We start from the raw sequence: 21,966 nt of genomic DNA, 5'->3' as shown, positions 1-21,966 counted from the left end.
GCTTAAGCGCCCCTTCGCTGTTCGCGCCTCCATTCCCCGGCCGGCTTCTGCTTGCCCGGCCGAGAGCCGGCCGGGCGAGATGCCTGCCCAGCCGAAGGGACGGTCGTGGATCGCCGAGAACTCGTCGCGTGCGAGGACGTCGTGATGTTCGTCAACGCGGCCGTCACCTCCACCGGGCAACGCGAGTTCCGCGACGACGCGCACGCGCAGCGGCTGTCGGTGGACTTCCTGCACGAGTACGTGCTCGGCAACTATCGCGAGCTGTACGCGGCGGTCCTGGCGCTCGACATCAACGACTTCAACGCGGCGCTGGTCGTGCGGCATCTGCTGGAGAACAGCCGCGACCTGGCCCCCGATGTGCGCCGACGGGAGGGCGAGTTGATCGCGCGCCGGCTGGAACTGATGGCTCCCCAGCGGGTGTACAAGCTTTTTCGCGAGCTGGCCCGCGGCGGCGTCAACAACCGGCGCACTCGCGCGATCATGCGTGACTGGACGGCGCAGCGACGCGATCCGGTCTTCGACGCGGTGAAGTATCGGGCCGGCGTCAAGGCGACGATGCGCCACGCGCACCTCGAAGTACCGGCGGAGACAGGGACGTTCCTGTTCACCGCCACGCGCAAGGTGCCGGTCTTCACGACGCCGCTGTTCGAGACCTGGCGTCGGGCGCACTACGGGGCGAGCGCGCTGTACGAGCTTCCGTACACGGTCGCCGAGGGCCTGGCGTCCAAGCACGGGATCAAGCGTGAGCAGTTCCTGGAGAAGATCGCGCCGCAGTTGACCCGGCTGGAGCGGTTGCGGCTTCAGCAGGCCGGCGAGCGGGCGAAGGCCACGTCGGTCGCGGCGGATCTCGCCACGATGCCGCTGACCCGGTTGGCGTCCTACGTCCTGGCGTTGCCGCAGCAGACCCGGGCCGCTCGGCACGACGAGTTGCACGAGGCGCTGACCGGCGCGGCGGGCCGCGTGGCCGCCGGTGCGGCCGGTTCGTGGGGGCGGGTGGTCGCGGTACTCGACGACAGTTTCTCGTCGTTCGGGTCGACGGTGAAGCGGCAGCGTCCGCTGGCCGTCGCGCTCGCGTGTCACTACCTGCTCCGGGCGCTCGCGACGGACTTCGTGGGGCTGTGGACGTCGGGCGCGCACGATCCGCTGTTCGTGCGGCCGAGCGGGCCGACGCCGCTGGGTGAGCGGATCCTCGACGCGCTCGAACTCGCCCCCGAGCGGTTGGTCGTGGTCTCCGACGGGTGGGACAACAGCCCGCCGGGCCTGGCCGCGGAGGTGTTGCGGGTGTGGCGCGAGCGGTTGGACCCCGCCGGGGCGACCGCGGTGGTGCATCTGAACCCGGTGTACGACGCCGCCGGGTTCGATGTGAGGCGACTGGCCGCGAGCGTGCCGACGGTGGGGGTGCGCGACGCGGAGGATGTCCCGGCGTTGGTGGAGTTGGCCCGGTTCGCCGAGGGGCGGGCCGGGTTCGACGAGCTGCGCGGTTATCTGGCGAACCGACAGGACCGATTTCGACAGGGCTCCCGATCTCGACGGGAGCATTCCCGACAGGACCATGCACGGACCGCGAAGGAGGCGACATGACCGGTGACTTCGCGTTGACGGGGCTGACCGCTCGCCCCGCGCAGGTGTGGGGCGCGGTCCGGCTCGTGCCGTTGGTGCGCGACGAGGCGATCACCGATCTGCGGTTGGATCGGCGGGTGTACGGGGTCGGGGACCCGTCGATCGTCGACGTCGGTGACGGCACGTTCTATCGGTCCTTCATTCCGCACGCGTTCGTCGCGTCGTGGGAGACGGGGCAGGGGCCTTCGGCGGCGTTCGGTACGCAGCTTCAGGAGCGCCCGGCGACGCCGCGCCGGGCGAAGGTGTGGCTGCCCAAGCGGTCGTTGCGGCGGATGGCACGCGGGGTGGACGGCACCCGGCTGCGGTTTCTGCCGATGCATCTGGCCATGGAGGGCTATCTCGCGTTGCACTTCGGCGGTCCGTCGATCGCGTGGGAGGAGTGGACCGACCGGGCGGTGCGTGAGGGGTTGTCGCCTCGGACGGAGGAGGCGTTCTGCGGGGCCTGGGTTCGTGGATTGGCGGACGCGCTGCGGGTGTTCGAGATTCACCCGGGGCAGTGCGGGGTCGCGTTGTACGTCGCGGACGCGCTCGCGAGCGTGTTCGTGGTGCCCCACCCGTCGGACTATCGGGCCCTGCACGCGACGGTGTTGGAGGACATGTACGGGGAGGCGTTGTTCCACTACGCCAACTATGTGGACGCGGTACCGGACTTCGTCGCGACGATCGCCGCGGAGCGGGTGTCCTCGATCGCGGATCTGCGCCGCGAGGCGGCCGGGCAGCACGACGCGTGGGGGCGATTCCACCGGTTGATGCTGTCGGGTCTCACCGGCGAGAACGCGTACACGCATCAGTTCACGTATCGGCTCGGGCCGTACGAACTGTCGCGTTTTCTCCCGTCGTTCCGCCTGGACGAGGAGAACCACATCGGGGAGCGGATCGTCCACCAGGACGGTCGGCTCGCGTACTGCAAGACCTTCCTGCTGTCCGCGGCTCAGGTCCGCCGCGGGCATCTGCTCTCGCGCCTGCACGAGAACGACTGGGATCTGGCCGCGACGGCCACCGCGTTGCACACGACGCCTTCGGCGCTCGAACACCGGATCAGGGACTCGGGTTTCGAGAGCCTGTTGCGCCATCACGTGGTGGCCGCGTTGGAGCGCGAAGGCCGCAACGGGCGCCGATCCCACTGAGGCCGCCCCGGTGTGGGGCGGCCTCGGTGCGGTGGGTCAGTCGCGGTCGTTGAACGTCGCCGCCATGTCCGGGTATCGGTCGCCCGAAACCTGTGCGGCGATCGGCTCCAGAGCGGCCAGTTCGGCATCGGTGAGCGCGAGTTCGGCGGCGGCCACGTTCTCTTCGAGGCGGTGCCGCTTGGTGGTGCCGGGGATCGGTATCACCGACGTGCCCCAGGCAGCGGTGCGCGAGTGCACCCACGCGAGGGCGACCTGCGCGGGGGTGGCGCCGTGCGCGGCGGCGATCGTCCGTACGGGTTCCAGGATCGCCGTGTTGGCGGCGGCGTTGTCGCCGGTGAAGCGCGGCTGGAAGCGACGGAAGTCGCCTTCCGGCAGCGTCTCGGCGGCGGCCCACGCACCGGTCAAAAAGCCCCGGCCGAGCGGCGAGTAGGCCACCAGGGCCGCGCCGACCTCGCGCACGGCGGGCACGACGGTGCCCTCGATGTCGCGGGTGAACAGGCTCCATTCCGATTGCACGGCGGCGATCGGGTGCACGGCGGCGGCGGCGTGCAGTTCCTTGGCGGTGACCTCGGACAGGCCCAGGTGCCGCACCTTGCCCTCGCGGACGAGTTCCGCCATCGCGCCGACGGTCTCCTCGATCGGGACCCGGACGTCGCGACGGTGCATGTAGTAGAGGTCGATCACGTCGGTGCGCAGTCGGCGCAGGCTCGCCTCGGCGGCCTGCTTGACGTAGGCCGCGTCGCCGCGGATCTCGCGCTCGCCCTCCGGGGAGACGTTGATCGCGAACTTGGTCGCCAGGGTGACCCGCTCGCGCCGGTCGCCCTCGGCGAGGAAGGCACCGAGCAGTTCCTCGTTGGTGTGCGGCCCGTACATGTCCGACGTGTCGAACAGGGTCACCCCCAGGTCCAGGGCGCGCTCCAGGGTGGCCACCGATTCGTTGTGCTCCGCGCCCGCGTAGAACGCGCTCATGCCCATGCAGCCCAGGCCCTGGGCGAATACCTCGGGACCGTCGTTACCCAGCTTGAGAGTGGTCATGGTCATTACTCCGCTCCGCGTACGTCTCGATCTTGTAGTCGATGACGAGCAGGCAGCTCTGGAGGTCGCTGATCCGGTTGCGGACCTCCTCGCGGTGCTGCTGCAACAGCTCCCGGCGTGCGGCCCGGGTGTGATCGCCCGCGCGGACCATCTCCGCGTAGCGGATCATGTCCGCGACCGGCATCCCGGTCAGCCGCATCTTGCCGACGAACTCCAGCCAGCCCAGGTCGCGGTCGCTGTAGCGCCTCCGACTGCCTCGCCCGCCTGCGTCTCGTCCCGACCGGGGTCCCTCGCGGCTGACGTGCTGCATCAGGCCGATGCGCTCGTACCAGCGCAGTGTGTGCGCTGTCAGGCCGGTGCGTTCGACCACCTCGCCGATCGAGTACTTGCCGACCTCGGCGTCGTGGGTGGTGATCTGCTCGGCCGTCATCGAGAGCCTCCGGTGGGGAGCCCGTCCCGGTGGGACGGGCACAACGAGAACGCTACGGAGTTGGAGCGCACTCCAAGCAAGCACGATCGTTCACGCGTTGGTCAATGCGGCGTGCATCTCCCAGACCAGGATCTCGGCCGGGGTGTCCGGGAGCGCGGTGATCCGTTGCCCCGAGGCGTCCGACACGCGCACCGCGTCGCCCGCCGCGAGGGGGCCGACTCCTTCGAGGTCCACGATGCCGCGGGCGACGAACACGTGCGCGAAGGGCGCGTACGGCAAGGTCGCAAAGCCGCCGGCCGCGAGGTGTGCGACGTGCAGCGCGGCGTCCTTTTGGTGGATGCGGATCGCGGCGTCGTGGCCGGGCCGGCCGGAGGCGATCGGCACGAGCCCGCCGCGCTCCAGTTGAGGACGTACGTCGAGCTGTTCGTAACCGGGGGTGATGCCGTTCTCGTCGGGGGCCACCCACATCTGCACGAAATGCACCGGGTCGGGGGATCCGACCGCGTCGTTCTTCTCCGAGTGCAGGATGCCGCTGCCCGCGCTCATCCGCTGGGCCAGACCGGGGTGGATGATCCCGTTGTGGCCCTGCGAGTCCTGATGGACCAGGGACCCGGACAGCACCCACGTGACGATTTCCATGTCCCGGTGGGGGTGCGTGTCGAATCCGGTACCGGGAGCGACGGTGTCGTCGTTGCTGACCAGGAGCAGGCCGAAGTGGGTGTTGGCGGGGTCGTAGTGCCGGCTGAAGGAGAAGCTGTGGTGCGAGTCGAGCCAACCGGCGCGGGTGTGGAAGCGCTCACCGGCGCGACGGGTGTCGAAGGTGGTCATGCCCGGTTCAACGGCGCGGCCGGGTCGCCCTGTTCCCCGCCGGTTGCGCCCGGATCGTCCCCCGCCTGTTGCGCCCGGATCGGTCGGAAAAGGGCCCCGGTCACCGAGGGTGAACGGACCGGTTGATATCGTTCGCCCGTCGGCGACCGGTTGTCGCCGGCGGCGTTGAACGCAGCGAAGTCCGGTGGGATCCCGGCGCTGTCCCGCAACTGTGATGCCCCGGGAAATGTGTGGGGATAAGCCAGGTCGCCTCGTCCACGCCGACGATATCGGCCTCGCAGGAGGGGCGATCCGTCTCCACGGGTCCCGACGCCTGCAGCGTCCGAGGACCTGGAGTTTCGATGAGATCCGTACCCCTGCTCCGTTCCGCCGCCGCACTGCTGTTCGGCGCGCTCGTCCTCGCCGGCTGCGGTGGTTCGGACGGGGACGACAAGGCGAGCGACAAGAGCGGTGAGGCCGGCCCCTCGGGCGGCGCGGGTGCCAAGGCGTTCCCGGCGACCGTGGACTCGGGCGGCGCGAAGGTCACCATCGCGGCCAAGCCGAAGAAGATCGTCTCGCTGTCGCCGTCCTCGACCGAGATGCTGTTCGCGATCGGCGCCGGCACCCAGGTCACGGCCGTGGACGACCAGTCGAACTTCCCCGCGGACGCGCCCAAGACCAAGCTGTCCGGGTTCAAGCCCAACGTCGAGGCGATCACCAACTACACGCCCGACCTCGTGGTGGCCTCCGACGACGTCGACGGTCTGGTCGCGGCGTTGGGCAAGCTCAGGATCCCGGTGGTGCTGACGCCGGCGGCGACGACGTTCGACGACGCCTACCGGCAGCTGAACACCCTGGGCACGGCCACCGGGCACACTCAGGAGGCCGACGCGGTCGCGGGCAAGATGAAGTCCGACATCGCGGCGATCGTGGCGAAGACGCCCAAGCCGGCGAAGCAGCTCAGCTACTTCCACGAGTTGGACAACACCCTCTTCACGTCGACGTCCAAGACGTTCATCGGCCAGGTGTACGCGCTGTTCGGGCTGCGGAACATCGCCGACGACGCGGACAAGAACGGCAGCGGCTACCCGCAGTTGTCCGCCGAGTACCTCGTCCAGGCCAACCCCGACCTGGTCTTCCTCGCCGACACCAAGTGCTGCGCGCAAAACGCCGACGCGGTGGGCAAGCGCCCGGGCTGGGACAAGGTGACCGCCGTGCAGAAGGGTGGCGTGGTCGGGCTCGACGACGACATCGCCTCGCGCTGGGGCCCGCGGGTGGTCGATCTCGTCCGGGCCGTGTCGGACGCGGTCGCCAAGGCCGGTGCGACGCAGGGCTGACGTCCACTCCGTGAAAGATCTCGTACCCGCCCGGCGCCGGCCCGCGGCACTGCCCCTGGTGTTCGCGGGCGTGCTGCTGGTCGGCGCCATGGTGGTCGGCCTGACCGTGGGCGCCGCCGACCTGCCCGCGCGCGGGGTGCTGCTCGCGCTGGTGGACGAGTTGCCCTTCGTGCACGTCGACCACGGACTGTCCCCCGTGCAGCACGCGGTGTTGATCGACCTGCGGTTGCCGCGCGTGCTGGCCGCGGTGACGGTCGGCGGTCTGCTCGCGATGGCCGGCGCCGGATATCAGGGCGTCTTCCGCAATCCGTTGGCGGATCCGTACCTGCTCGGCGCCGCGTCCGGCGCGGGTCTGGGCTCGACCCTGGTGATCGTGTACGCCGACGGCAACAGCGTCGGCGGCATCCCGGTCGTCCCGCTCGCGTCGTTCGTCGGGGCGATGGGCGGCGTGCTGCTCGCGTACGCGCTCGGCGCGACCGCGAGCCGCTCCTCGGGGACCGCCAACCTGGTCCTCGCGGGGGTGGCGGTCGCCCAGTTCCTGTCCGCCGCGCAAACCTACGTACAGTCCGCGCACACCGACGAACTGCGTCGGATCTATGCGTGGATCTTCGGCCGGCTGTCCGGGATCGGCTGGAGCGAACTGCGCATGGTTCTGCCGTACGCGCTGGTCAGCATGGTCGTACTGCTCGCGCACGGCAGGCTGCTCGACGTGATGTCGGTCGGCGACGAGGAGGCTGCGGGCCTGGGCGTGCGGGCCGGCCGGGTGCGACTGGTGGTGCTGCTCGCGGCGTCGCTGGCGACCGCGTCCGCGGTCGCGATCAGCGGCCTGATCGGGTTCGTGGGGATCGTCGTACCGCACATCGTGCGCCGCTTCGTGGGCGGCAGCTACCGGCGCGTGCTGCCGATGTCCCTGCTGTGCGGCGCGGCGTTCCTGGTGCTGACCGACGTGGTCGCGCGCACCCTGACCGCGCCGGGCGAACTGCCGATCGGCGTGGTGACCGCGTTCGTGGGCGCGCCGTTCTTCGTCTTCGTACTGCGCGGCACCCGCAAGGTGGACGTGTGAGCGCGCGCGTGCTGCTGCGCGGCACCGGCGTGGACCGGGAGAAGATCCCGGTTTTGCGCGGCGTGGACGCCGAGGTCGCGCCGGGCGAGTGGCTCGCGGTGATCGGCCCCAACGGCGCGGGCAAGTCCACCCTGCTCAAGGCGGTCGCGGGGCTGCTGCCCTACCACGGCGAGATCAGCGTCGGCGACCGCCGGGTCCGTGACCTGTCGCACCGCGAGCTGGGCCGGGGCATCGCCTACACGGCGCAGAGCCCGGTGGTGCCGCCGCAGATGCCGGTACGCGAGTACGTGCTGCTGGGCCGCACCCCACACCTGGGCTACCTGGCCCGGCCGAGCCGGCGCGACCGGGTGATCGCCGAAGACGTGCTGCGGCGGTTGGATCTGAGTGCGCTGGCCGGGCGCGACGTGGACCGGTTGTCGGGCGGTGAGCGGCAGCGGGTGGTACTGGCCCGAGCACTCGCGCAACAGGCGCGCGTGTTGCTCCTGGACGAGCCGACCACCGCACTCGATCTGGGTCATCAGCAGCAGGTCCTGGAGATCGTGGACGGTCTGCGCCGCGACGACGGCCTCACGGTGATCACCACGCTCCACGACCTCGGGGTCGCGGCGCAGTACGCGGATCGGCTGTTGATGCTGGTCGGCGGGCGGGTCGTGGCGGCGGGCACGGCGGCCGAGGTGCTGACCCCGGAGTCGATCGCGGAGCACTATCAGGCGCACGTCTCGGTCGAACCGGGGCCGGACGGCCGTCCCCGGGTGCACCTGATCCGCCCGAGCACGACGCGCCCCGCACCGCCCGCGAACGCGAACGCGAACGAAAGCGAGAGCGAGAGCGAGCGCCGTAACAAGGCCGCGGGCGATGAGAGCAAGGCCGAAGACGACGAGGAGGTCGCGGATGACCGCCCTGCCCCACCCGCGTGACGCCCGGCCGACCCCCGAGTTGGTCTACCGCGACGAGGACGGCACGCGCCGTCCGTCCCTGGTGTGGCGCGCGGGCCCGGGCCTGCGGATGGTCTCGTCCGCGCTGCTCGGCGGCGGCATCGGCGAGCGGGAGTGGGTGCTCAACGCGCAGGTGCGACCGGGCTACGACCGGATGGACCCGATGGCCCACCTAGCCGAGATCGCCGCGTCGCTGGGCCTGACCGGGCCGGGCGTGGGCCTGATGACCGCGGCCGAGGTCGCCGCGTGGACGCACGGCCTCGACGAGGGCGTGGAGGCGCTGGTCACGACCGGGATCGGCATCCCGACGTGGGCGGCCTCCCCCGCCCCGGGCGTGGCGGGGTCGCCGCCGCCGGGCACGATCAACATCGTCGCGATCGTGCCCGCGGCGCTGTCGGACGCGGCCCTGGTCAACGCGGTGGCCACGGTGACCGAGGCGAAGGTACAGGCGCTGCTCGACGCGGGCTACGCGTGCACCGGCACCCCCTCGGACGCGATCTGTGTCGCGGCCCGGGCGCCGGTGGTCGGGGAAGTGGTCGAACCGTTCGGCGGACCGCGCTCGCCGTGGGGCGCCCGACTGGCCCGCGCGGTGCATCGGGCGGTGCTGAGCGGCGCGGCGCAGGACCGGGTACGCAGGGGCGAGCGCGCCGCTCGAACCGAACCCGACCCCCAATCCGGTGCCGAACCCGGGGCCGTCCGAGCCGACGCGGCCCAGGGAGGATGATGAGCCGGTGAGTTCCAAGCCCGATTTGCGCGCGGCGACCGTCCGCAGGCTCGAAAAGTCCGCCGGTGCCCTGGCCGGAGCGGCACTCGCGCGCATGGACGACGCGCTGCCCTGGTACCGGAACATGCCCGCCGACAACCGGTCCTGGATCGGCCTGGTCGCGCAGGCCGGCATCTCCGCGTTCACCGAGTGGTTCCGCCATCCCGAGACCCCGCAAAAGGTCAGCGCCGACGTGTTCGGCACCGCCCCGCGCGAACTGACCCGCACGATCACGCTGCCGCACACCGTCGAGCTGATCCGCACCACGATCGAGGTCGTCGAGACCCAGATCGCCGAGTTGGCGGCGCCGGGCTACGAGCAGGAACTACGCGAGGCACTGCTGCTGTACTCGCGCGAGATCGCGTTCGCGACCGCGCAGGTGTACGCGCACGCCGCCGAGACGCGCGGCGCGTGGGACGCCCGGCTGGAAGCCCTCGTGGTGCACTCGCTCCTGCGCGGGGAGGCCGACGAGGGCATCCTCTCGCGCGCGTCGGCGCTCGGCTGGGGTTCACCGGACTCGGTCATGGTCGTGGTGGGCAACGCGCCCGACGCGGACGCGCAGGAGGTCGTGGACGGCATCCATCGCGCGGGCCGACACGCCCGACTGAACGTGCTCACCGGGGTCCAGGGCGAGAAGCTCGTGGTGATCCTGGGCGGCACGGACGACCCGATTCGCGCGACCCGCTCGCTGATCGGCCAGTTCGGCCCCGGTCCGGTCGTGGTGGGGCCCGAGGTTCCGGACCTGCTCGCCGCAGTACGCTCCGCCCAGGCGGCGATGTCGGGGCATCGCGCGTGCGTCGCGTGGCCCGACGCGCCGCGCCCGGTCCTGGCCGACGATCTCCTGCCGGAGCGCGCGCTCGCGGGCGACGAGGAGGCTCGCGACCAGCTGGTGGAGGAGATCTACATACCACTGCACGCGGCGGGCTCCGCGCTGTTGGAGACGTTGTCCGTGTATCTGGAACAGGCGGCGAGTCTGGAAGGGGCCGCGCGAATGCTGTTCGTGCACCCGAATACCGTGCGCTACCGGCTGCGACGCGTCGTCGACGTTACGGGGCTCGTACCGACGGAGACCCGTTCGGCGTTCACCCTCCAGGTCTCGCTGATCCTCGGCCGGCTGGCAACGATCGAAACCTGAACACAACCCTTTTGTAGGAAACCGACAAAGTAGCTCTCGGATCTTCGTCCCTGCCGGTAAGGGGCTCATACCCCCGGCAGGAGAGAGGCTTGACCTCGTGCTCGTACTCGTCGCTCCCGGACAGGGTGCTCAGACACCCGGATTCCTCGCCCCTTGGCTCGACCTCGACGGCGTGGCCGATCGGCTGCGTTGGTGGTCCGCGGTCACGGGCCTCGACCTGATCCACTACGGCACCAAGGCCGACGCGGACGAGATCCGTGACACCGCGGTGGCCCAGCCACTGCTGGTCGCCTCGGGTCTGGTCGCCGCGCTCGCCCTGTTCCCGCACCCTTCCGACGCGTACCGCGTGGTCGGCGCGGCCGCCGGTCACAGCGTGGGTGAACTGACCGCCGCCGCCGGCACCGGCGTGATCACCGCCGAATCGGCGATGACCCTGGTGCGCGAACGCGGCCGGGCGATGGCCGCCGCGGCCGCCGTCACCCGAACCGGCATGAGCGCGGTACTCGGCGGCGACTCCGAGCAGGTCCTCGCCAAGATCGCCGAGCACGGCCTGACCCCGGCCAACATGAACGGCGCGGGCCAGATCGTGGCCGCCGGCACCCTGGAGCAGCTCGCCGCGTTCGCCGCCGACCCTCCCGAGAAGGCCAGGGTCCGACCGCTGGCGGTCGCCGGCGCCTTCCACACCGAGCACATGGCCTCGGCCGTGAAACGCCTCGCGGAACTCGTCCCCGGCGTCACCGTGCGCGACCCGCGCACCCCGTTCGTCTCCAACTCCGACGGCGCCGTGCTGCACGACGGCCGCGACGTGGTCAAGCGCCTGATCACCCAGGTTTCGAGCCCGGTGCGCTGGGACCTGTGCATGGAGACCATGCGCGACCTGGGCGTCACCGGCATCATCGAGGTGGCCCCGGCCGGCACCTTGACCGGTCTCGCCAAGCGCGCCCTGCCCGGCGTGGAGACCGTCGCCCTCAAGACCCCGGACGACCTCGAGGCCGCCCGCAAGCTGGTCGACAAGCACGGCAGCCCGAGCACGATCGACGCGTCGCCCACGTGGCGCCTGGTGGTCGCACCGTTCAAGGGCATCATCGAACTCACCGACATCCGGGCCGGTGACGCGCTCGTGCCCGGCACCCGGGTCGCGACGGTGCGCTCGCACCGCGACGAGCAGACCATCACGGTCCCGCACGGCGGCACCGTGGTCGAGTGGCTCGTCGAGGACGGCGACCCGGTCGCGCCCGGCATGCCCTTGCTGCGCATCCACCCGCAGAGCTCGCTGTGACGCTCGCCCCGACGCCGGCCGTGCCCTTGACCGGCTTCGCTACCGTCCGGGAGGACCACGCGTGAGTGCAACCATCAGTCCCCGATCCGGTGCCGCACACGCGCGCATTCTCGGTGTCGGCGGCTACCGTCCCGCTCGGATCGTGCCCAACTCGGAACTGATCGAGCGGATCGATTCCTCCGACGAGTGGATCCAGTCGCGTTCGGGCATCAAGACCCGGCGCTGGGCCTCCCCCGAGGAGACCGTCGCCGAGATGTCCATCGCGGCGGCCGGCAAGGCTCTCGCGCACGCGGGCATCTCGGCCGACCAGGTCGGCTGCGTCATCGTCTCGACCGTCACCCACCTCAAGCAGACGCCCGCGATCGCGACCGAGATCGCCCACCGCCTCGGCGCGGGCGGCGGCCGCGCGGCGGCCTTCGACGTCTCCGCGGCGTGTGCCGGCTTTTGCTACGGCGTCTCGCTCGCCAACGACATGGTGCGCGGCGGCAGCGCCGAATACGTCCTGGTCATCGGGGTGGAGCGGCTCAGCGATCTGACCAACCTGTCGGACCGCGGCACCGCGTTCATCTTCGGCGACGGCGCCGGCGCGGTCGTGATCGGTCCGTCCGAGACGCCGGGCATCGGCCCGGTCGTGTGGGGCTCCGACGGCTCCAACTCGGAAGCCATCACCCAGACCATCGACTGGGACGTCCTGCGCGACGAACCCGGCACCGACTTCCCGACGCTCAAGATGGAGGGCCAGAAGGTCTTCCGGTGGGCGGTCTGGGAGATGGCCAAGGTTTGCGAACAGGCGCTGGAGGCGGCCGGAGTCAAGGCCGAGGAACTCGACGCGTTCATCCCGCACCAGGCCAACATGCGCATCACCGACGCGATGATCAAGGCCCTCAAGCTCCCGGCGGAGGTCCCGGTCGCCCGGGACATCGCCGAGAACGGCAACACCTCGGCGGCCTCGATCCCGCTCGCGATGGAGCGCATGCTCGAAAGCGGCGAAGCCACCAGTGGCGGCACCGCTTTGATCATGGGTTTCGGGGCCGGCCTCGTCTACGCCGGACAGGTCATTACGCTTCCGTAGTCCCCTTCGGCCGTCGCGGGTCGCGATCGGGCCGACGGTTGGGGCTTGCACCACCGCACCACCTTCACCACACCGCATTCGAATCAAGGAGCAACATGGCTGTCACCGAGAAGGAGATTCTCGACGGTCTCGCCGAGATCGTGAACGAGATCGCCGGCGTCCCCGAGGAGGACGTCCAGCTGGACAAGTCCTTCATCGACGACCTGGACGTGGACTCGCTGTCGATGGTCGAGGTCGTCGTGGCGGCCGAGGAGAAGTTCGAGGTCAAGATCCCGGACGACGACGTCAAGGGCCTCAAGACCGTCGGCGACGCGGTGGACTACATCTTCACCGCCGCGGCCAAGGGCTGATCGCACGACACCCGTTGCCGGGCCGGACCCGCACCCGCGAGTCCGGCCCGGTGCGGCGTAGGCACACCGGGTCGCCGCGGCGCCCTGTCACATCGCCGGACCGGCCCGAAACAAACAGCGTGGGAGTGAGAAGACAAGTGAAGTCGACCGAGCGCAAGGACGCCGCGCCAACCGTGGTCGTCACCGGTCTGGGAGCGACCACGCCGATCGGCGGCGACGTCGCGACGACGTGGTCCGCGATGTTGGCGGGCACGTCCGGCGCGCGTTCGCTGACCGAGGACTGGGCCGCCCAACTTTCGGTCACCTTCGCCGCGCGCATCGCGGTCGAACCGCTGGAGGTCATGCCCAAGGTCGAGGCGCGTCGCCTGGACCGCTCCGGCCAGTTCGCCATGATCGCCGCCCGCGAGGCCTGGCTCGACGCCGGTTTCTCCCCCAAGAACCTCGCGAGCGAGAGCGCCCCCGACGCGCCGCTCGTGGACTCCACCCGCCTGGGCGTGGTCATCGCCTCCGGCATCGGCGGGGTCACCACACTGCTCGACGCGTGGGACGTCTTCAACGAGAAGGGCCCGCGCCGCGTCGGCCCGCTCACCGTCCCGATGCTCATGCCCAACAGCCCGGCCGCCAACGTCGGCATCGAGTTGGGCGCCCGCGCCGGCGTGCACACTCCCGTCAGCGCGTGCGCGTCCGGCGCCGAAGCCGTCGCGTACGCGCTGGAGATGATCCGCACCGATCGCGCCGATGTGGTGGTCTGCGGCGGCACCGAGGCCGCGATCCACCCGCTGCCGATGGCCGCGTTCGCGAACATGATGGCCATGTCCAAGCGCAACGACGAGCCGGAGCGCGCGTCGCGCCCCTACGACAAGGGCCGCGACGGCTTCGTGATGGGCGAGGGCGCCGGCGTCCTGGTCCTGGAGAGCGCCGAGCACGCGGCGGCCCGAGGGGCCCGCGTGTACGCCGAGGTCGCCGGCGCGGGACTCACCTCCGACGGTCACCACATCGCCCAGCCCGAGCCGACGGGCCGCGACATCGCGCGCGCGATGGCGATAGCCCTGAAGGACGGCGCAATCGAGCCGCACGAGGTCGTGCACGTCAACGCGCACGGCACCTCGACTCCCGCGGGAGACGTCACCGAACTCAAGGCGATCCGCGCCACTCTCGGCGACGAGGCGGCCGACAAGCTCACCGTCACCAGCACCAAGTCGATGACCGGGCACCTGCTCGGCGGTACCGGCGCGGTCGAGTCCGTGGCCACCGTCCTCGCGCTCTACCACGGCATCGCGCCGCCCACGATCAACGTGGACGACCTCGACGACGAGGTCGACCTCGACATCATCCGCGGCGAACCGCGCGCGCTGCCCGAAGGCGACGTCGTCGCCCTCAACGACTCCTTCGGCTTCGGCGGGCACAACGTCGTCGTCGCCTTCCGCCGGTTCGGGTGATCCCCGACCGCTTCGCGCCCGCTTCCCCGCGGCCCCCGGGCGGACCATCCCCCCGGGCCGGCCGCGCGCAAGGGGCAGGATGGACCGGACAGACGTGACCGTCATCGACAACCGCCCCGAGGCCACACCCGCCGCGCGGGCCGGTCGCCCGCACCGCGACGACGACCCGCGCAACCCGCGGCTGCGCCTGCGCGCGCTGGTCGACCCGGGCTCGTACGAGGAGATCTCGCCGTACGAGACCACCTCGGGCACACTCGCGTGCGTCGGCACGATCAGCGGCGCCCCCGTCGTCGCCTACGCCTCGGACCCCACGGTCCAGGGCGGCGCGATGGGCGAGGAAGGCTGCGCGATCGTCGTCGAGGCGTACGAGCGGGCGATGGCCCAGGGTTCGCCGATCATCGCGCTGTTCCACTCGGGCGGCGCGCGCCTGCAGGAAGGTGTCGGCAGCCTGCACGCGGTCGGCCGGATCTTCCACGCGATGACCATGGCCTCGGGCCGGATCCCGCAGATCTCGGTCGTCCTCGGCGCGGCCGCGGGCGGCGCGGCGTACGGTCCCGCGCTGACCGACATCGTCATCCTGGCCCCCGAGGGCCGGATCTTCGTGACCGGCCCCGACGTGGTGCGCTCGGTCACCGGTGAGGACGTCGACGCACTGCGCCTGGGCGGCCCCGAGCCGCACGGTCGGCGCAGCGGTGTCGTACACGTGGTCGCCGACTCCGAGCAGGACGCGATCGACCGCGCCCGCGGCCTGGCCGATCTGCTCGCCAACCAGGGCGAGATCGACCCGACCCGCCTGGACCGCCGCCCGCTGGCGGCGCTCTTGCCCGAGTCGCCCAAGCGCGCGTACGACGTGCACCCGGTCGTGGACGGTCTGCTCGACGGGCCCGGTCAGGAACTGCACCCCAAGTGGGCGCCGAACATCGTCACCACGCTCGGCCGGCTCGGTGGTCGCACCGTCGGCCTGGTGGCGAACAACCCGCTGCGCCTCGGCGGTTGCCTGGACTCCGCGTCGGCCGAGAAGGCGTCTCGTTTCGTGCGCATGTGCGACGCGTTCGGGGTGCCGCTCGTGGTCGTGGTGGACGTTCCCGGCTACCTGCCCGGCGTGGGTCAGGAGTGGGACGGCGTGGTGCGCCGCGGCGCGAAGCTGCTGCACGCGTTCGGCGAGTGCGTCGTGCCGCGCGTGACGATGGTCACTCGCAAGGCATACGGCGGCGCGTACATCGCGATGAACTCCCGCTCGCTGGGGGCGACCCGAGTACTGGCATGGCCCACCGCCGAAGTGGCGGTCATGGGCGCGGTCGCGGCCGTGCGCATCCTGCACCGCCGCCGACTCGCCGAGGTGCCGGACGAGCTCAAGGCGCACGTGGAACTGGAGTTGGCGGCCGAGCACGAGAAGGTCGCGGGCGGTCTCGACCGCGCGATCGAGATCGGTGTCGTGGACGAGGTCATCGACCCCGACGACAGCCGGATCGCGATCGCGAACGCGATTGCCGCGGCCCCGCAACAGCGTGGCGCGCACGGCAACATCCCGCTGTGAGTACTGCCTTGCTCGTGCTGTAGGCGGAGACGCGAGGGGCCCCTTCGGATGATCCGGAGGGGCCCTTCTCGACGGTATTCATGGTTTATGCGTCACCACGGGGCCTGCCGCCCTCGCTCGGACCACCTGCCGCCTCGACCGTCACACCACCTGGTGCAGCCAGCGCACCGGAGTGCCCTCGCCCGCGTAGCGGAAGGGTTCGAGCTCGTCGTCCCACGGCTTGCCGAGCAACTTCTCGACCTCCGAGCGCAGATCGACCTCACCACGCGCCGCGCGGCCCAGAACCGAGCGCAGCCGGTCCTCCGGGATCAGGATGTCGCCGTGCGCCCCCGTGACCGCGTGGAAGATGCCCAGGTCGGGGGTGTTGCTGTAGCGCTCGCCCTCGGCGTTGGCCGAGGGTTCCTCGGTGGCCTCGAACCGCAGCAGGTGCCACCCGCGCAGCGCCGACGCGAGGCGCGACGCAGTACCGGGCACGCCCTGCCAGGACAGTTCGGCCCGCAACATGCCGGGCGCCACCGGCTGGCGGACCCAGTCAAGACTCACGCGCACGCCGAGAACGCCCGCTGCGGCCCACTCGACGTGCGGGCACAGCGCACGCGGCGCGGAGTGCACGTACAGAACTCCACGTGTCGTCACCGGGACCTCCAGGCTTCAAGGACGAGGTTCGCCTTCCCCAGCGGCCTCAACCCTTGTCGCGGACTGCCTGTTCGAGTCCTGGTCTTCCCATTGTGCCCCACGGACCACGGATGTACCACACGCAACAGTTGCTGTCCGTAATCAAATTCAGGCAATTGTCCGATACGAGGGAAAGTTTCGTTACTCACCGTCTCGGAATGGTGAGCCACTGCACTCAACGTGCCCGGGTGTCGACGGCGGCACTCCCGGCAAAGCGGGCCTTCACACTAAGGAGTGACGTGCGGTCGATGGACATCGTGGAACCGATGCTAGGGGGCGGAGGGGGCCGCGTGCGCGGGAAACGACGAGTAGGGGTGGCAACCGTGACGACGGTCGCGGCGTTGTTGGCCCTGTCCTCCTGTAAGGACTCGGGCGACAAGCCGGCGGCGGCGCCGGCGGCGGCCGACAACCAACCGGGGGGCGTGAACGCCGATGGGCACAGCCCCGAACCCGGCAACCGCACCGCGTCCGAACGGCCCAGTGCGCGGGCGGGCGAGCGGGCCGGCGAGCGGAGTCCGACGCCGACACCGGAGGCCGCGACGTCCTCGGCGGCGCCGTCTCGGCCCCGCTCGATGGCGGCGCTCGGCGACTCGATCACGCGCGGCTTCGACACGTGCTCCCCGCTTCAGGACTGCCCGGACAAGTCGTGGGCCACCGGGACCAGCAGCGAGGTCAACAGCCACGCGACGCGTCTGGGGCTGCCCGCGAACGCGGCCTTCAACAACGCCAAGACCGGCGCCCGGATGGTCGACCTGCCCGCCCAGGCCCGCACCGCGGTCGGCGAGCGGGTGGACTACGTCACGATCCTGATGGGCGCCAACGACGCGTGCCGGCCCAGCGAGAGGGAGATGACGTCGCCGGCGACGTTCGAAAGTCAGTTCCGCGAGGCGCTGGGCGTCCTGCGCACCGGTCTGCCGAACGCGCGGGTGCTCGTGGTCAGCCTGCCCGACGTCGGTCGCATGTGGGAGACGGGCGAGGACGAGTTCTTCGCGCGCGCGGTGTGGTCGACGGCCGACATCTGCCAATCGATGCTGGAGGACCCGCAATCCACCAAGCCCGCCGATCTCGACCGCCGCCAACGCGTCCGCGACCGGGTCGTCGCCTACAACGCGAAACTGCGCGAGGTGTGCGCGACGTGGCAGCACTGCCGCTACGACGGCGGCGCGGTCAACGCGCAGCGTTTCGGAAAGAACGACCTGAGCCACTGGGACTGGTTCCACCCCAGCGTCGCAGGTCAGCGCGCTCTCGCGGACGTCACCTCGAAGCAGGGGTTCACCTGGGGATAGTCCGAAAGGGTGAAATCCCTCCCGGAATCGCACGTAAGCCCGCTAAGCTCTGCCTTGACTACGGAAAAGAGTCGCATGACGACACAGAGCGACCAAGGAAAGCGACGGCACATCAGCGCACACGACCTGCACGGGTGGGGCGGGTGGGACTCGAACCCACGGCCAAGGGATTATGAGTCCCCTGCTCTAACCAGCTGAGCTACCGCCCCCGTGCCGCCCGATCCCGGACAGCCTGACGCAGCATAACCGGTCGGCTGCCGCCGCCGCCCAGGGGGATCTCGTGTGTGCCGCTGCCCCACGCCCGAAATCACCCGCTCCTCCGCGTCTGCTCCGACCTCTCCCCCACTCGCGTCCTCGATGCGAAGCGGCGACCGGGCCGGCGGCGACGATCGCGGCCGTCACGCCGTGTTGCCGGTCGATCACCGCCCGGCGATCATGGCACTCCGTGTGATGTGTCGTCACCGCCTGTGCGAGGAGAAAACCATGCGTGCTGTCGCCGTGGACGAGTTCGGGGGCGCCCCCAAGGTCGTCGACCTGCCCAAGCCGACCCCGCGCGGCGGCGAATTGCTCGTGGAAGTCACGGCGGCGGCGGTCAACCCGTTCGACTGGAAGGTCGCCGACGGCATGCTCGCCAAGACGATGGAACACGCGTTCCCGTTCGTCCTGGGCATGGACTTCGCCGGGACCGTGGTCGAGACGGGCCCGGGCGACGCCCGTTTCGGAATCGGCGACAAGGTGTTCGGCTCGGCCCTGCGTACGGCCGCGGGCACCGGCGGCGCGTACGCCGAGTTCGTGGCCGTGCCCTCGGGTGGTCTGGTGGCCTCGGCCGCGAATCTCGATCCCGCCCAGGCCGCGACGCTCCCCACGGCGGCCGGTACCGCCCTCGGCCTGCTGGAGGCGGGCGCAATGACCGCGGGTCAGACCCTCCTGCTGGTCGGCGCCGCCGGCGGCGTCGGTACGTTTCTCACCCAACTCGCGGCGGCGCGCGACGTGCGCGTGCTCGCCGTCACGCGCGGCGTCGGCGAGTCGGCGATGGGGGCCCTGGGGGCGTCCGACACCTACGACGCGAAGGGCGGCATCGTCGTGGACACGGTGCGCGCGGATTATCCCGAGGGCGTGGACGCGCTCGTCGACCTCGTGTCGGACACCGACGACTTCGCGGCCTACGCCCGGCTGGTCCGCGACGGCGGTGTCGCGCTGTCGACGCTGTTCACGGCCGACCCGCAGGAGTTGGGCCGCCGCGGCGTGGAGGGGATCAACCATCAACAGCACTCCACGCCCGAGTTGTACGAGCGCCTGGCCGACGAACTGCGCGCGCACCGGATCACCGTGCCGATCGAGGCCCGGCTGCCGCTGGAGGACACCGCCGCCGCGCTCGCCCGCAGCCGCCTCGGCGGCGCCCGCGGCAAGACGGTGATCCTGCCCTAGCGGCGTGCCGGTGAAAGGGGCGACCCACCGGGGCCGCCCCCTTCCTCGCGCGCGAGGGGCCCCCGCTCGGCCTCACCCGAGCAGTGGCGCGAGCCGCGTGCACAGCGTCGTCACGTGCCGGCGCACCGCGTCCTCGGGCATGCCGCTGAGCGAGGCGAAGAACACCACCGTCTCGATCGGCGTCCCGGCCACGTACGCCTTGATGTCGCGGGCCGCGTCCTCGGGTGTCGCGTGCAGGAAGTGGCCGGGGGCCGAGGACAAACCCCGTGCGCGCCAACGTTCGGCGTCGATCGGGCGCGGCGGCTCGGCGCCCGTACCCTCGGCCGCGTAGCGGTGGTAGCTGTCCCACTGGTGCGACAGGTGTCGCGATACGAGTGGCCAGTCCCGCTCGGGGTCGTCGCTGATCCAGCCGTTGAGCACCCCCGCCATCCGCGCGGTCGCCACGTCGTGGCCGCCCTCGCGCAGCGCGTCCAGGTAGGGCGCGGCCATCTCCGGATTGGCGGTGAGCAGCGACTCGCCGAGCAGCCCGGCCCGCCGCGCGCCCTGCGGCCCCTGGTAGCCCAGCCAGATCCGCGGCCGTTCCTGCACCGGGGGCGGGTTGATCGCCGCGGTGTCCCACAGCCGGCGGATCTCGCGCGCGCTCGCGTCGGTGGCCGAGAAGCGGGTCTTGAACGCGTCCGCGCGGTCGAACAACTCGTACTCGGGCAGCCGGTAGCCGGTCCCGATGCCCAGTTCGAGGCGGCCGCCACTGACGAGGTCGACGATCGCGGCCTCCTCGGCCAGGTGTACGGGGTGGCGCAGCGGCGCGACGGTGACTCCGGTGCCGATCCGGGCCTGCTTGGTACGCGCGGCGATCGCGGCGGCCATGGTGAGCGGCTGGCTGAGGTATCCGTCGTCGAAGCCGTGGTGTTCGGTGGTCCAGATCGAGTGCACGCCGAGTCGGTCGGCCTCCTCGCACAGTTCCAGGGTGAAGCCGTACAGCCGGGCCCAGTCCTGACGCCACTCGACGGGGTTGCGCAGGTCCAGGTAGATGCCGACGTTGACCATGCGCACCGCTCCTCACACGTGCGTGCCTCGACGGGCCTTGGCGGCGAATCGTCCGGCACGCGGTATCTGACACAGTGTCAGTTGACTAAGTGTCAGCTTACGGAGGCACCATGAGCGACCCGATCACCGCCCGGCTCGACCGCCTGGAGGCGCACGAGCAGATCCGCCAACTCGCGGCCCGCTACGCGCTCGCGTTGGACAGTCGGGACGTTCCCGCGCTCGCCTCGCTGTTCGTGGCCGACGTGCGGACGGGCGATGGTGGCGTCGGCCGGGCGGCGTTGGCGAAGTGGTTCGACCCGGTTTTGCGCCCGTACGGGATCACTTTTCACTTGATCGGCAATCACGTGATCGACCTCGTGGACGAGGATCACGCCACCGGCGTCGTCTACTGCCGTCCCGAGCACGAGGTCGGCGACCTGTGGGTGGTCATGCCGATGCAGTACTGGGACCGCTACGAACGCCACGACGGTCGCTGGTACTTCCGCAGCCGAACGCCGAAGGCGTTCTACGCCGCCGACGTGCTGGAGCATCCACTCGCGGTGCGCGATCGCTTCCATTTCCCGGACAACCCCATGATCACGGATGCCCAACTGCCCGAGAAATGGGCGTCGTGGCGGGAGTTCTGGGCCCGCTCCGGGAGCGAGTGACGCGCCGTGCGCCGGTCCCGCGCGCGGCGCGGGATCGGCGCGCGGGTCGGGGCGTACGCGAAAGCGCCCCTCGGAGGGACTCCGAGGGGCGCTTTCGGTGGCTCCCGCAATTGGACTCGAACCAATAACCTGCCGGTTAACAGCCGGCTGCTCTGCCAATTGAGCTATGCGGGATTGCGGTGGACCGTTTGGCGGTCGCTGCGTGGAATACATTAGCGCATCCCCGGGGGTGGCCCGCACCAGGGTTTTTCCGGTAGGACCTCACAGGTTGCCTGTGCGCCGCACCCGGGTAGGCGCTGTCGTGCACAGGCGGGACAGACGACCGCGGAGGACATCATGATCAGCAAGCTCACCTTCGTCACCGGCCTAGCCGTCGGCTACGTCCTGGGGGCGAAGGCCGGCCGGGACCGCTACGAGCAGATCCAGAAGCTGATGGGCAGTTCGCCCGTCCAGCACGCCGGGGCCACGGCGGCGGGGCTCGGTCGCGAGGCCGGCGCCAAGGCCGTGCACGCGCTCGGCGACCACATCCCCGAGCGGGTGGGTCGGCACCTGCCGGACCGCTTCGGGCGATTCGGTGCCAACGGGTCCCCGGTGACCCCGCCGCGCTACGGACAGGGCCTGTAGCGGCCCTGCGGCGATTGCCCGGGCGGTCCTCGAAGGCCCGCTCACGGGCCTGGGCGGACCTACGGGGGCCCGCACGGGCCCCCGGGGTCCCGCTCCGGCCCCGTTCAGCCCCGACGGTGTCGCCCGGCCGTCTCCGCGCTTTCGCGCGGGGGCGGGACGGCGCCCGGGTGCAGGCGATCGCGCACGCCGCGATACTGCGCCCGGACCGCGTCGCCCACCGCGATGTCCTCACCCGGTTCGACGAACTCGTCGATGCCCGTGGGCCACACCGGCAGGGCGCCGAACAATGCCCACGCCGCCTGCCGCGCCGCGCCCTGGGCCACGAAACGC

21 protein-coding genes, 2 tRNA genes and 1 pseudogene are annotated in these 21,966 nt (G+C 71.1%); 16 read left to right on the top strand and 8 right to left on the bottom strand.

Going from position 1 to position 21,966, the window contains the following annotated elements; translation table 11 throughout:
* The first annotated feature begins 144 nt into the window (after nucleotides 1-144).
* Entirely contained in the window at nucleotides 145-1,581 is a 1,437-nt protein-coding gene (locus GT354_RS39200) for a hypothetical protein (protein ID WP_161361135.1), read from the top strand.
* Nucleotides 1,578-2,747 (top strand): hypothetical protein, encoded by a 1,170-nt coding sequence (locus GT354_RS39195; protein ID WP_161361129.1) that lies wholly within the window; start codon nucleotides 1,578-1,580, stop codon nucleotides 2,745-2,747. The genes GT354_RS39200 and GT354_RS39195 overlap by 4 nt, the downstream gene beginning before the upstream one ends.
* 36 nt (nucleotides 2,748-2,783) lie before the next feature.
* On the opposite strand, the gene GT354_RS39190 is transcribed toward GT354_RS39195, so the two are convergent.
* From GT354_RS39190 to GT354_RS39180, 3 genes are all read right to left on the bottom strand, one after another.
* Nucleotides 2,784-3,788 (bottom strand): aldo/keto reductase, encoded by a 1,005-nt coding sequence (locus tag GT354_RS39190; protein WP_202512787.1) that lies wholly within the window; start codon nucleotides 3,786-3,788, stop codon nucleotides 2,784-2,786.
* Nucleotides 3,760-4,212 (bottom strand): MerR family transcriptional regulator, encoded by a 453-nt coding sequence (locus tag GT354_RS39185; RefSeq protein WP_161361127.1) that lies wholly within the window; start codon nucleotides 4,210-4,212, stop codon nucleotides 3,760-3,762. The genes GT354_RS39190 and GT354_RS39185 overlap by 29 nt, the downstream gene beginning before the upstream one ends.
* Before the next feature lie 90 nt (nucleotides 4,213-4,302).
* On the bottom strand, nucleotides 4,303-5,040 hold the full coding sequence (locus GT354_RS39180) for a pirin-like bicupin family protein (RefSeq protein WP_161361126.1): 738 nt from the start codon (nucleotides 5,038-5,040) through the stop codon (nucleotides 4,303-4,305).
* A gap of 341 nt (nucleotides 5,041-5,381) precedes the next feature.
* Here GT354_RS39180 and GT354_RS39175 point away from each other — a divergent pair, with 341 nt between their 5' ends.
* From GT354_RS39175 to GT354_RS39130, 10 genes are all read left to right on the top strand, one after another.
* Nucleotides 5,382-6,356 carry an ABC transporter substrate-binding protein gene (locus GT354_RS39175; RefSeq protein WP_161361125.1) on the top strand — a complete coding sequence of 325 codons (975 nt, stop codon included), beginning with the start codon at nucleotides 5,382-5,384 and terminating at the stop codon, nucleotides 6,354-6,356.
* Between the two features lie 10 nt (nucleotides 6,357-6,366).
* Nucleotides 6,367-7,419: an iron ABC transporter permease gene (locus GT354_RS39170; RefSeq protein ID WP_346012373.1), complete on the top strand. Its 1,053-nt coding sequence runs from the start codon at nucleotides 6,367-6,369 to the stop codon at nucleotides 7,417-7,419.
* Nucleotides 7,416-8,336: an ABC transporter ATP-binding protein gene (locus tag GT354_RS39165; RefSeq protein WP_161361124.1), complete on the top strand. Its 921-nt coding sequence runs from the start codon at nucleotides 7,416-7,418 to the stop codon at nucleotides 8,334-8,336. Before GT354_RS39170 ends, GT354_RS39165 begins: the two co-directional genes overlap by 4 nt.
* Nucleotides 8,311-9,078, top strand: coding sequence for an adenosylcobinamide amidohydrolase (locus tag GT354_RS39160; RefSeq protein WP_161361123.1), 768 nt, complete (start codon nucleotides 8,311-8,313; stop codon nucleotides 9,076-9,078). Before GT354_RS39165 ends, GT354_RS39160 begins: the two co-directional genes overlap by 26 nt.
* Nucleotides 9,079-9,085: 7 nt before the next feature.
* Nucleotides 9,086-10,252 (top strand): PucR family transcriptional regulator, encoded by a 1,167-nt coding sequence (locus tag GT354_RS39155; RefSeq protein ID WP_161361122.1) that lies wholly within the window; start codon nucleotides 9,086-9,088, stop codon nucleotides 10,250-10,252.
* Nucleotides 10,253-10,349: 97 nt separating this feature from the next.
* Nucleotides 10,350-11,531: an acyltransferase domain-containing protein gene (locus GT354_RS39150; RefSeq protein WP_161361121.1), complete on the top strand. Its 1,182-nt coding sequence runs from the start codon at nucleotides 10,350-10,352 to the stop codon at nucleotides 11,529-11,531.
* 61 nt (nucleotides 11,532-11,592) lie between these two features.
* Nucleotides 11,593-12,603: a beta-ketoacyl-ACP synthase III gene (locus tag GT354_RS39145; protein ID WP_161361120.1), complete on the top strand. Its 1,011-nt coding sequence runs from the start codon at nucleotides 11,593-11,595 to the stop codon at nucleotides 12,601-12,603.
* 95 nt (nucleotides 12,604-12,698) lie between these two features.
* A complete protein-coding gene (locus tag GT354_RS39140) occupies nucleotides 12,699-12,953 on the top strand; it encodes an acyl carrier protein (protein WP_161361119.1) in 255 nt (84 codons plus the stop codon).
* 137 nt (nucleotides 12,954-13,090) lie between these two features.
* Nucleotides 13,091-14,392 (top strand): beta-ketoacyl-ACP synthase II, encoded by a 1,302-nt coding sequence (gene fabF, locus GT354_RS39135; RefSeq protein ID WP_161361118.1) that lies wholly within the window; start codon nucleotides 13,091-13,093, stop codon nucleotides 14,390-14,392.
* Between the two features lie 79 nt (nucleotides 14,393-14,471).
* Entirely contained in the window at nucleotides 14,472-15,929 is a 1,458-nt protein-coding gene (locus GT354_RS39130) for a carboxyl transferase domain-containing protein (protein WP_202512786.1), read from the top strand.
* A 141-nt stretch (nucleotides 15,930-16,070) separates the two neighbouring features.
* Here GT354_RS39130 and GT354_RS39125 read toward each other — a convergent pair whose 3' ends face one another.
* Nucleotides 16,071-16,565, bottom strand: coding sequence for a DUF3145 domain-containing protein (locus GT354_RS39125; RefSeq protein WP_161361117.1), 495 nt, complete (start codon nucleotides 16,563-16,565; stop codon nucleotides 16,071-16,073).
* A gap of 353 nt (nucleotides 16,566-16,918) precedes the next feature.
* Here GT354_RS39125 and GT354_RS39120 point away from each other — a divergent pair, with 353 nt between their 5' ends.
* Nucleotides 16,919-17,890 (top strand): SGNH/GDSL hydrolase family protein, encoded by a 972-nt coding sequence (locus GT354_RS39120; protein WP_346012372.1) that lies wholly within the window; start codon nucleotides 16,919-16,921, stop codon nucleotides 17,888-17,890.
* A 135-nt stretch (nucleotides 17,891-18,025) separates the two neighbouring features.
* Here GT354_RS39120 and GT354_RS39115 read toward each other — a convergent pair.
* A tRNA-Ile gene (locus tag GT354_RS39115) sits at nucleotides 18,026-18,099 on the bottom strand.
* 274 nt (nucleotides 18,100-18,373) lie between these two features.
* Here GT354_RS39115 and GT354_RS39110 point away from each other — a divergent pair.
* The gene (locus tag GT354_RS39110; protein ID WP_161361115.1) at nucleotides 18,374-19,318 is read left to right on the top strand and encodes an NADP-dependent oxidoreductase; all 945 of its coding nucleotides are present in this window, start codon (nucleotides 18,374-18,376) and stop codon (nucleotides 19,316-19,318) included.
* A 72-nt stretch (nucleotides 19,319-19,390) separates the two neighbouring features.
* On the opposite strand, the gene GT354_RS39105 is transcribed toward GT354_RS39110, so the two are convergent.
* Nucleotides 19,391-20,365 carry an LLM class flavin-dependent oxidoreductase gene (locus GT354_RS39105; protein ID WP_161361114.1) on the bottom strand — a complete coding sequence of 325 codons (975 nt, stop codon included), beginning with the start codon at nucleotides 20,363-20,365 and terminating at the stop codon, nucleotides 19,391-19,393.
* Nucleotides 20,366-20,475: 110 nt separating this feature from the next.
* Here GT354_RS39105 and GT354_RS39100 point away from each other — a divergent pair, with 110 nt between their 5' ends.
* Nucleotides 20,476-21,012, top strand: coding sequence for a nuclear transport factor 2 family protein (locus GT354_RS39100; protein WP_161361113.1), 537 nt, complete (start codon nucleotides 20,476-20,478; stop codon nucleotides 21,010-21,012).
* A gap of 98 nt (nucleotides 21,013-21,110) precedes the next feature.
* Here the strand turns inward: GT354_RS39100 and GT354_RS39095 are convergent.
* Nucleotides 21,111-21,186: transfer RNA gene (locus GT354_RS39095), tRNA-Asn, on the bottom strand.
* Between the two features lie 162 nt (nucleotides 21,187-21,348).
* On the opposite strand from GT354_RS39095, the gene GT354_RS39090 reads away from it, so the two are divergent.
* A complete protein-coding gene (locus GT354_RS39090) occupies nucleotides 21,349-21,636 on the top strand; it encodes a YtxH domain-containing protein (protein WP_161361112.1) in 288 nt (95 codons plus the stop codon).
* Nucleotides 21,637-21,740: 104 nt separating this feature from the next.
* On the opposite strand, the pseudogene GT354_RS39085 reads toward GT354_RS39090, so the two are convergent.
* A pseudogene (locus GT354_RS39085) lies at nucleotides 21,741-21,966 on the bottom strand (sugar kinase); the annotation flags it as partial.

Source organism: Streptomyces sp. SID3343, assembly GCF_009865215.1.
Classification (GTDB): domain Bacteria; phylum Actinomycetota; class Actinomycetes; order Streptomycetales; family Streptomycetaceae; genus Embleya.
Note: the sequence above shows the minus strand (reverse complement) of the source record. Positions and strands in the feature narration are given on the sequence as shown.

What these genes read in the sequence shown, in the direction of transcription:
- GT354_RS39140 (WP_161361119.1), top strand. Translation starts at nt 12,699, where the DNA reads ATGGCTGTCACCGAGAAGGAGATTCTCGACGGTCTCGCCGAGATCGTG.
- GT354_RS39110 (WP_161361115.1), top strand. Translation starts at nt 18,374, where the DNA reads ATGCGTGCTGTCGCCGTGGACGAGTTCGGGGGCGCCCCCAAGGTCGTC.
- GT354_RS39130 (WP_202512786.1), top strand. Translation starts at nt 14,472, where the DNA reads ATGGACCGGACAGACGTGACCGTCATCGACAACCGCCCCGAGGCCACA.
- GT354_RS39190 (WP_202512787.1), bottom strand. Translation starts at nt 3,788, where the DNA reads ATGACCATGACCACTCTCAAGCTGGGTAACGACGGTCCCGAGGTATTC.
- GT354_RS39180 (WP_161361126.1), bottom strand. Translation starts at nt 5,040, where the DNA reads ATGACCACCTTCGACACCCGTCGCGCCGGTGAGCGCTTCCACACCCGC.
- GT354_RS39105 (WP_161361114.1), bottom strand. Translation starts at nt 20,365, where the DNA reads ATGGTCAACGTCGGCATCTACCTGGACCTGCGCAACCCCGTCGAGTGG.
- GT354_RS39185 (WP_161361127.1), bottom strand. Translation starts at nt 4,212, where the DNA reads ATGACGGCCGAGCAGATCACCACCCACGACGCCGAGGTCGGCAAGTAC.
- GT354_RS39200 (WP_161361135.1), top strand. Translation starts at nt 145, where the DNA reads ATGTTCGTCAACGCGGCCGTCACCTCCACCGGGCAACGCGAGTTCCGC.
- GT354_RS39175 (WP_161361125.1), top strand. Translation starts at nt 5,382, where the DNA reads ATGAGATCCGTACCCCTGCTCCGTTCCGCCGCCGCACTGCTGTTCGGC.
- GT354_RS39090 (WP_161361112.1), top strand. Translation starts at nt 21,349, where the DNA reads ATGATCAGCAAGCTCACCTTCGTCACCGGCCTAGCCGTCGGCTACGTC.
- GT354_RS39195 (WP_161361129.1), top strand. Translation starts at nt 1,578, where the DNA reads ATGACCGGTGACTTCGCGTTGACGGGGCTGACCGCTCGCCCCGCGCAG.
- GT354_RS39160 (WP_161361123.1), top strand. Translation starts at nt 8,311, where the DNA reads ATGACCGCCCTGCCCCACCCGCGTGACGCCCGGCCGACCCCCGAGTTG.
- GT354_RS39100 (WP_161361113.1), top strand. Translation starts at nt 20,476, where the DNA reads ATGAGCGACCCGATCACCGCCCGGCTCGACCGCCTGGAGGCGCACGAG.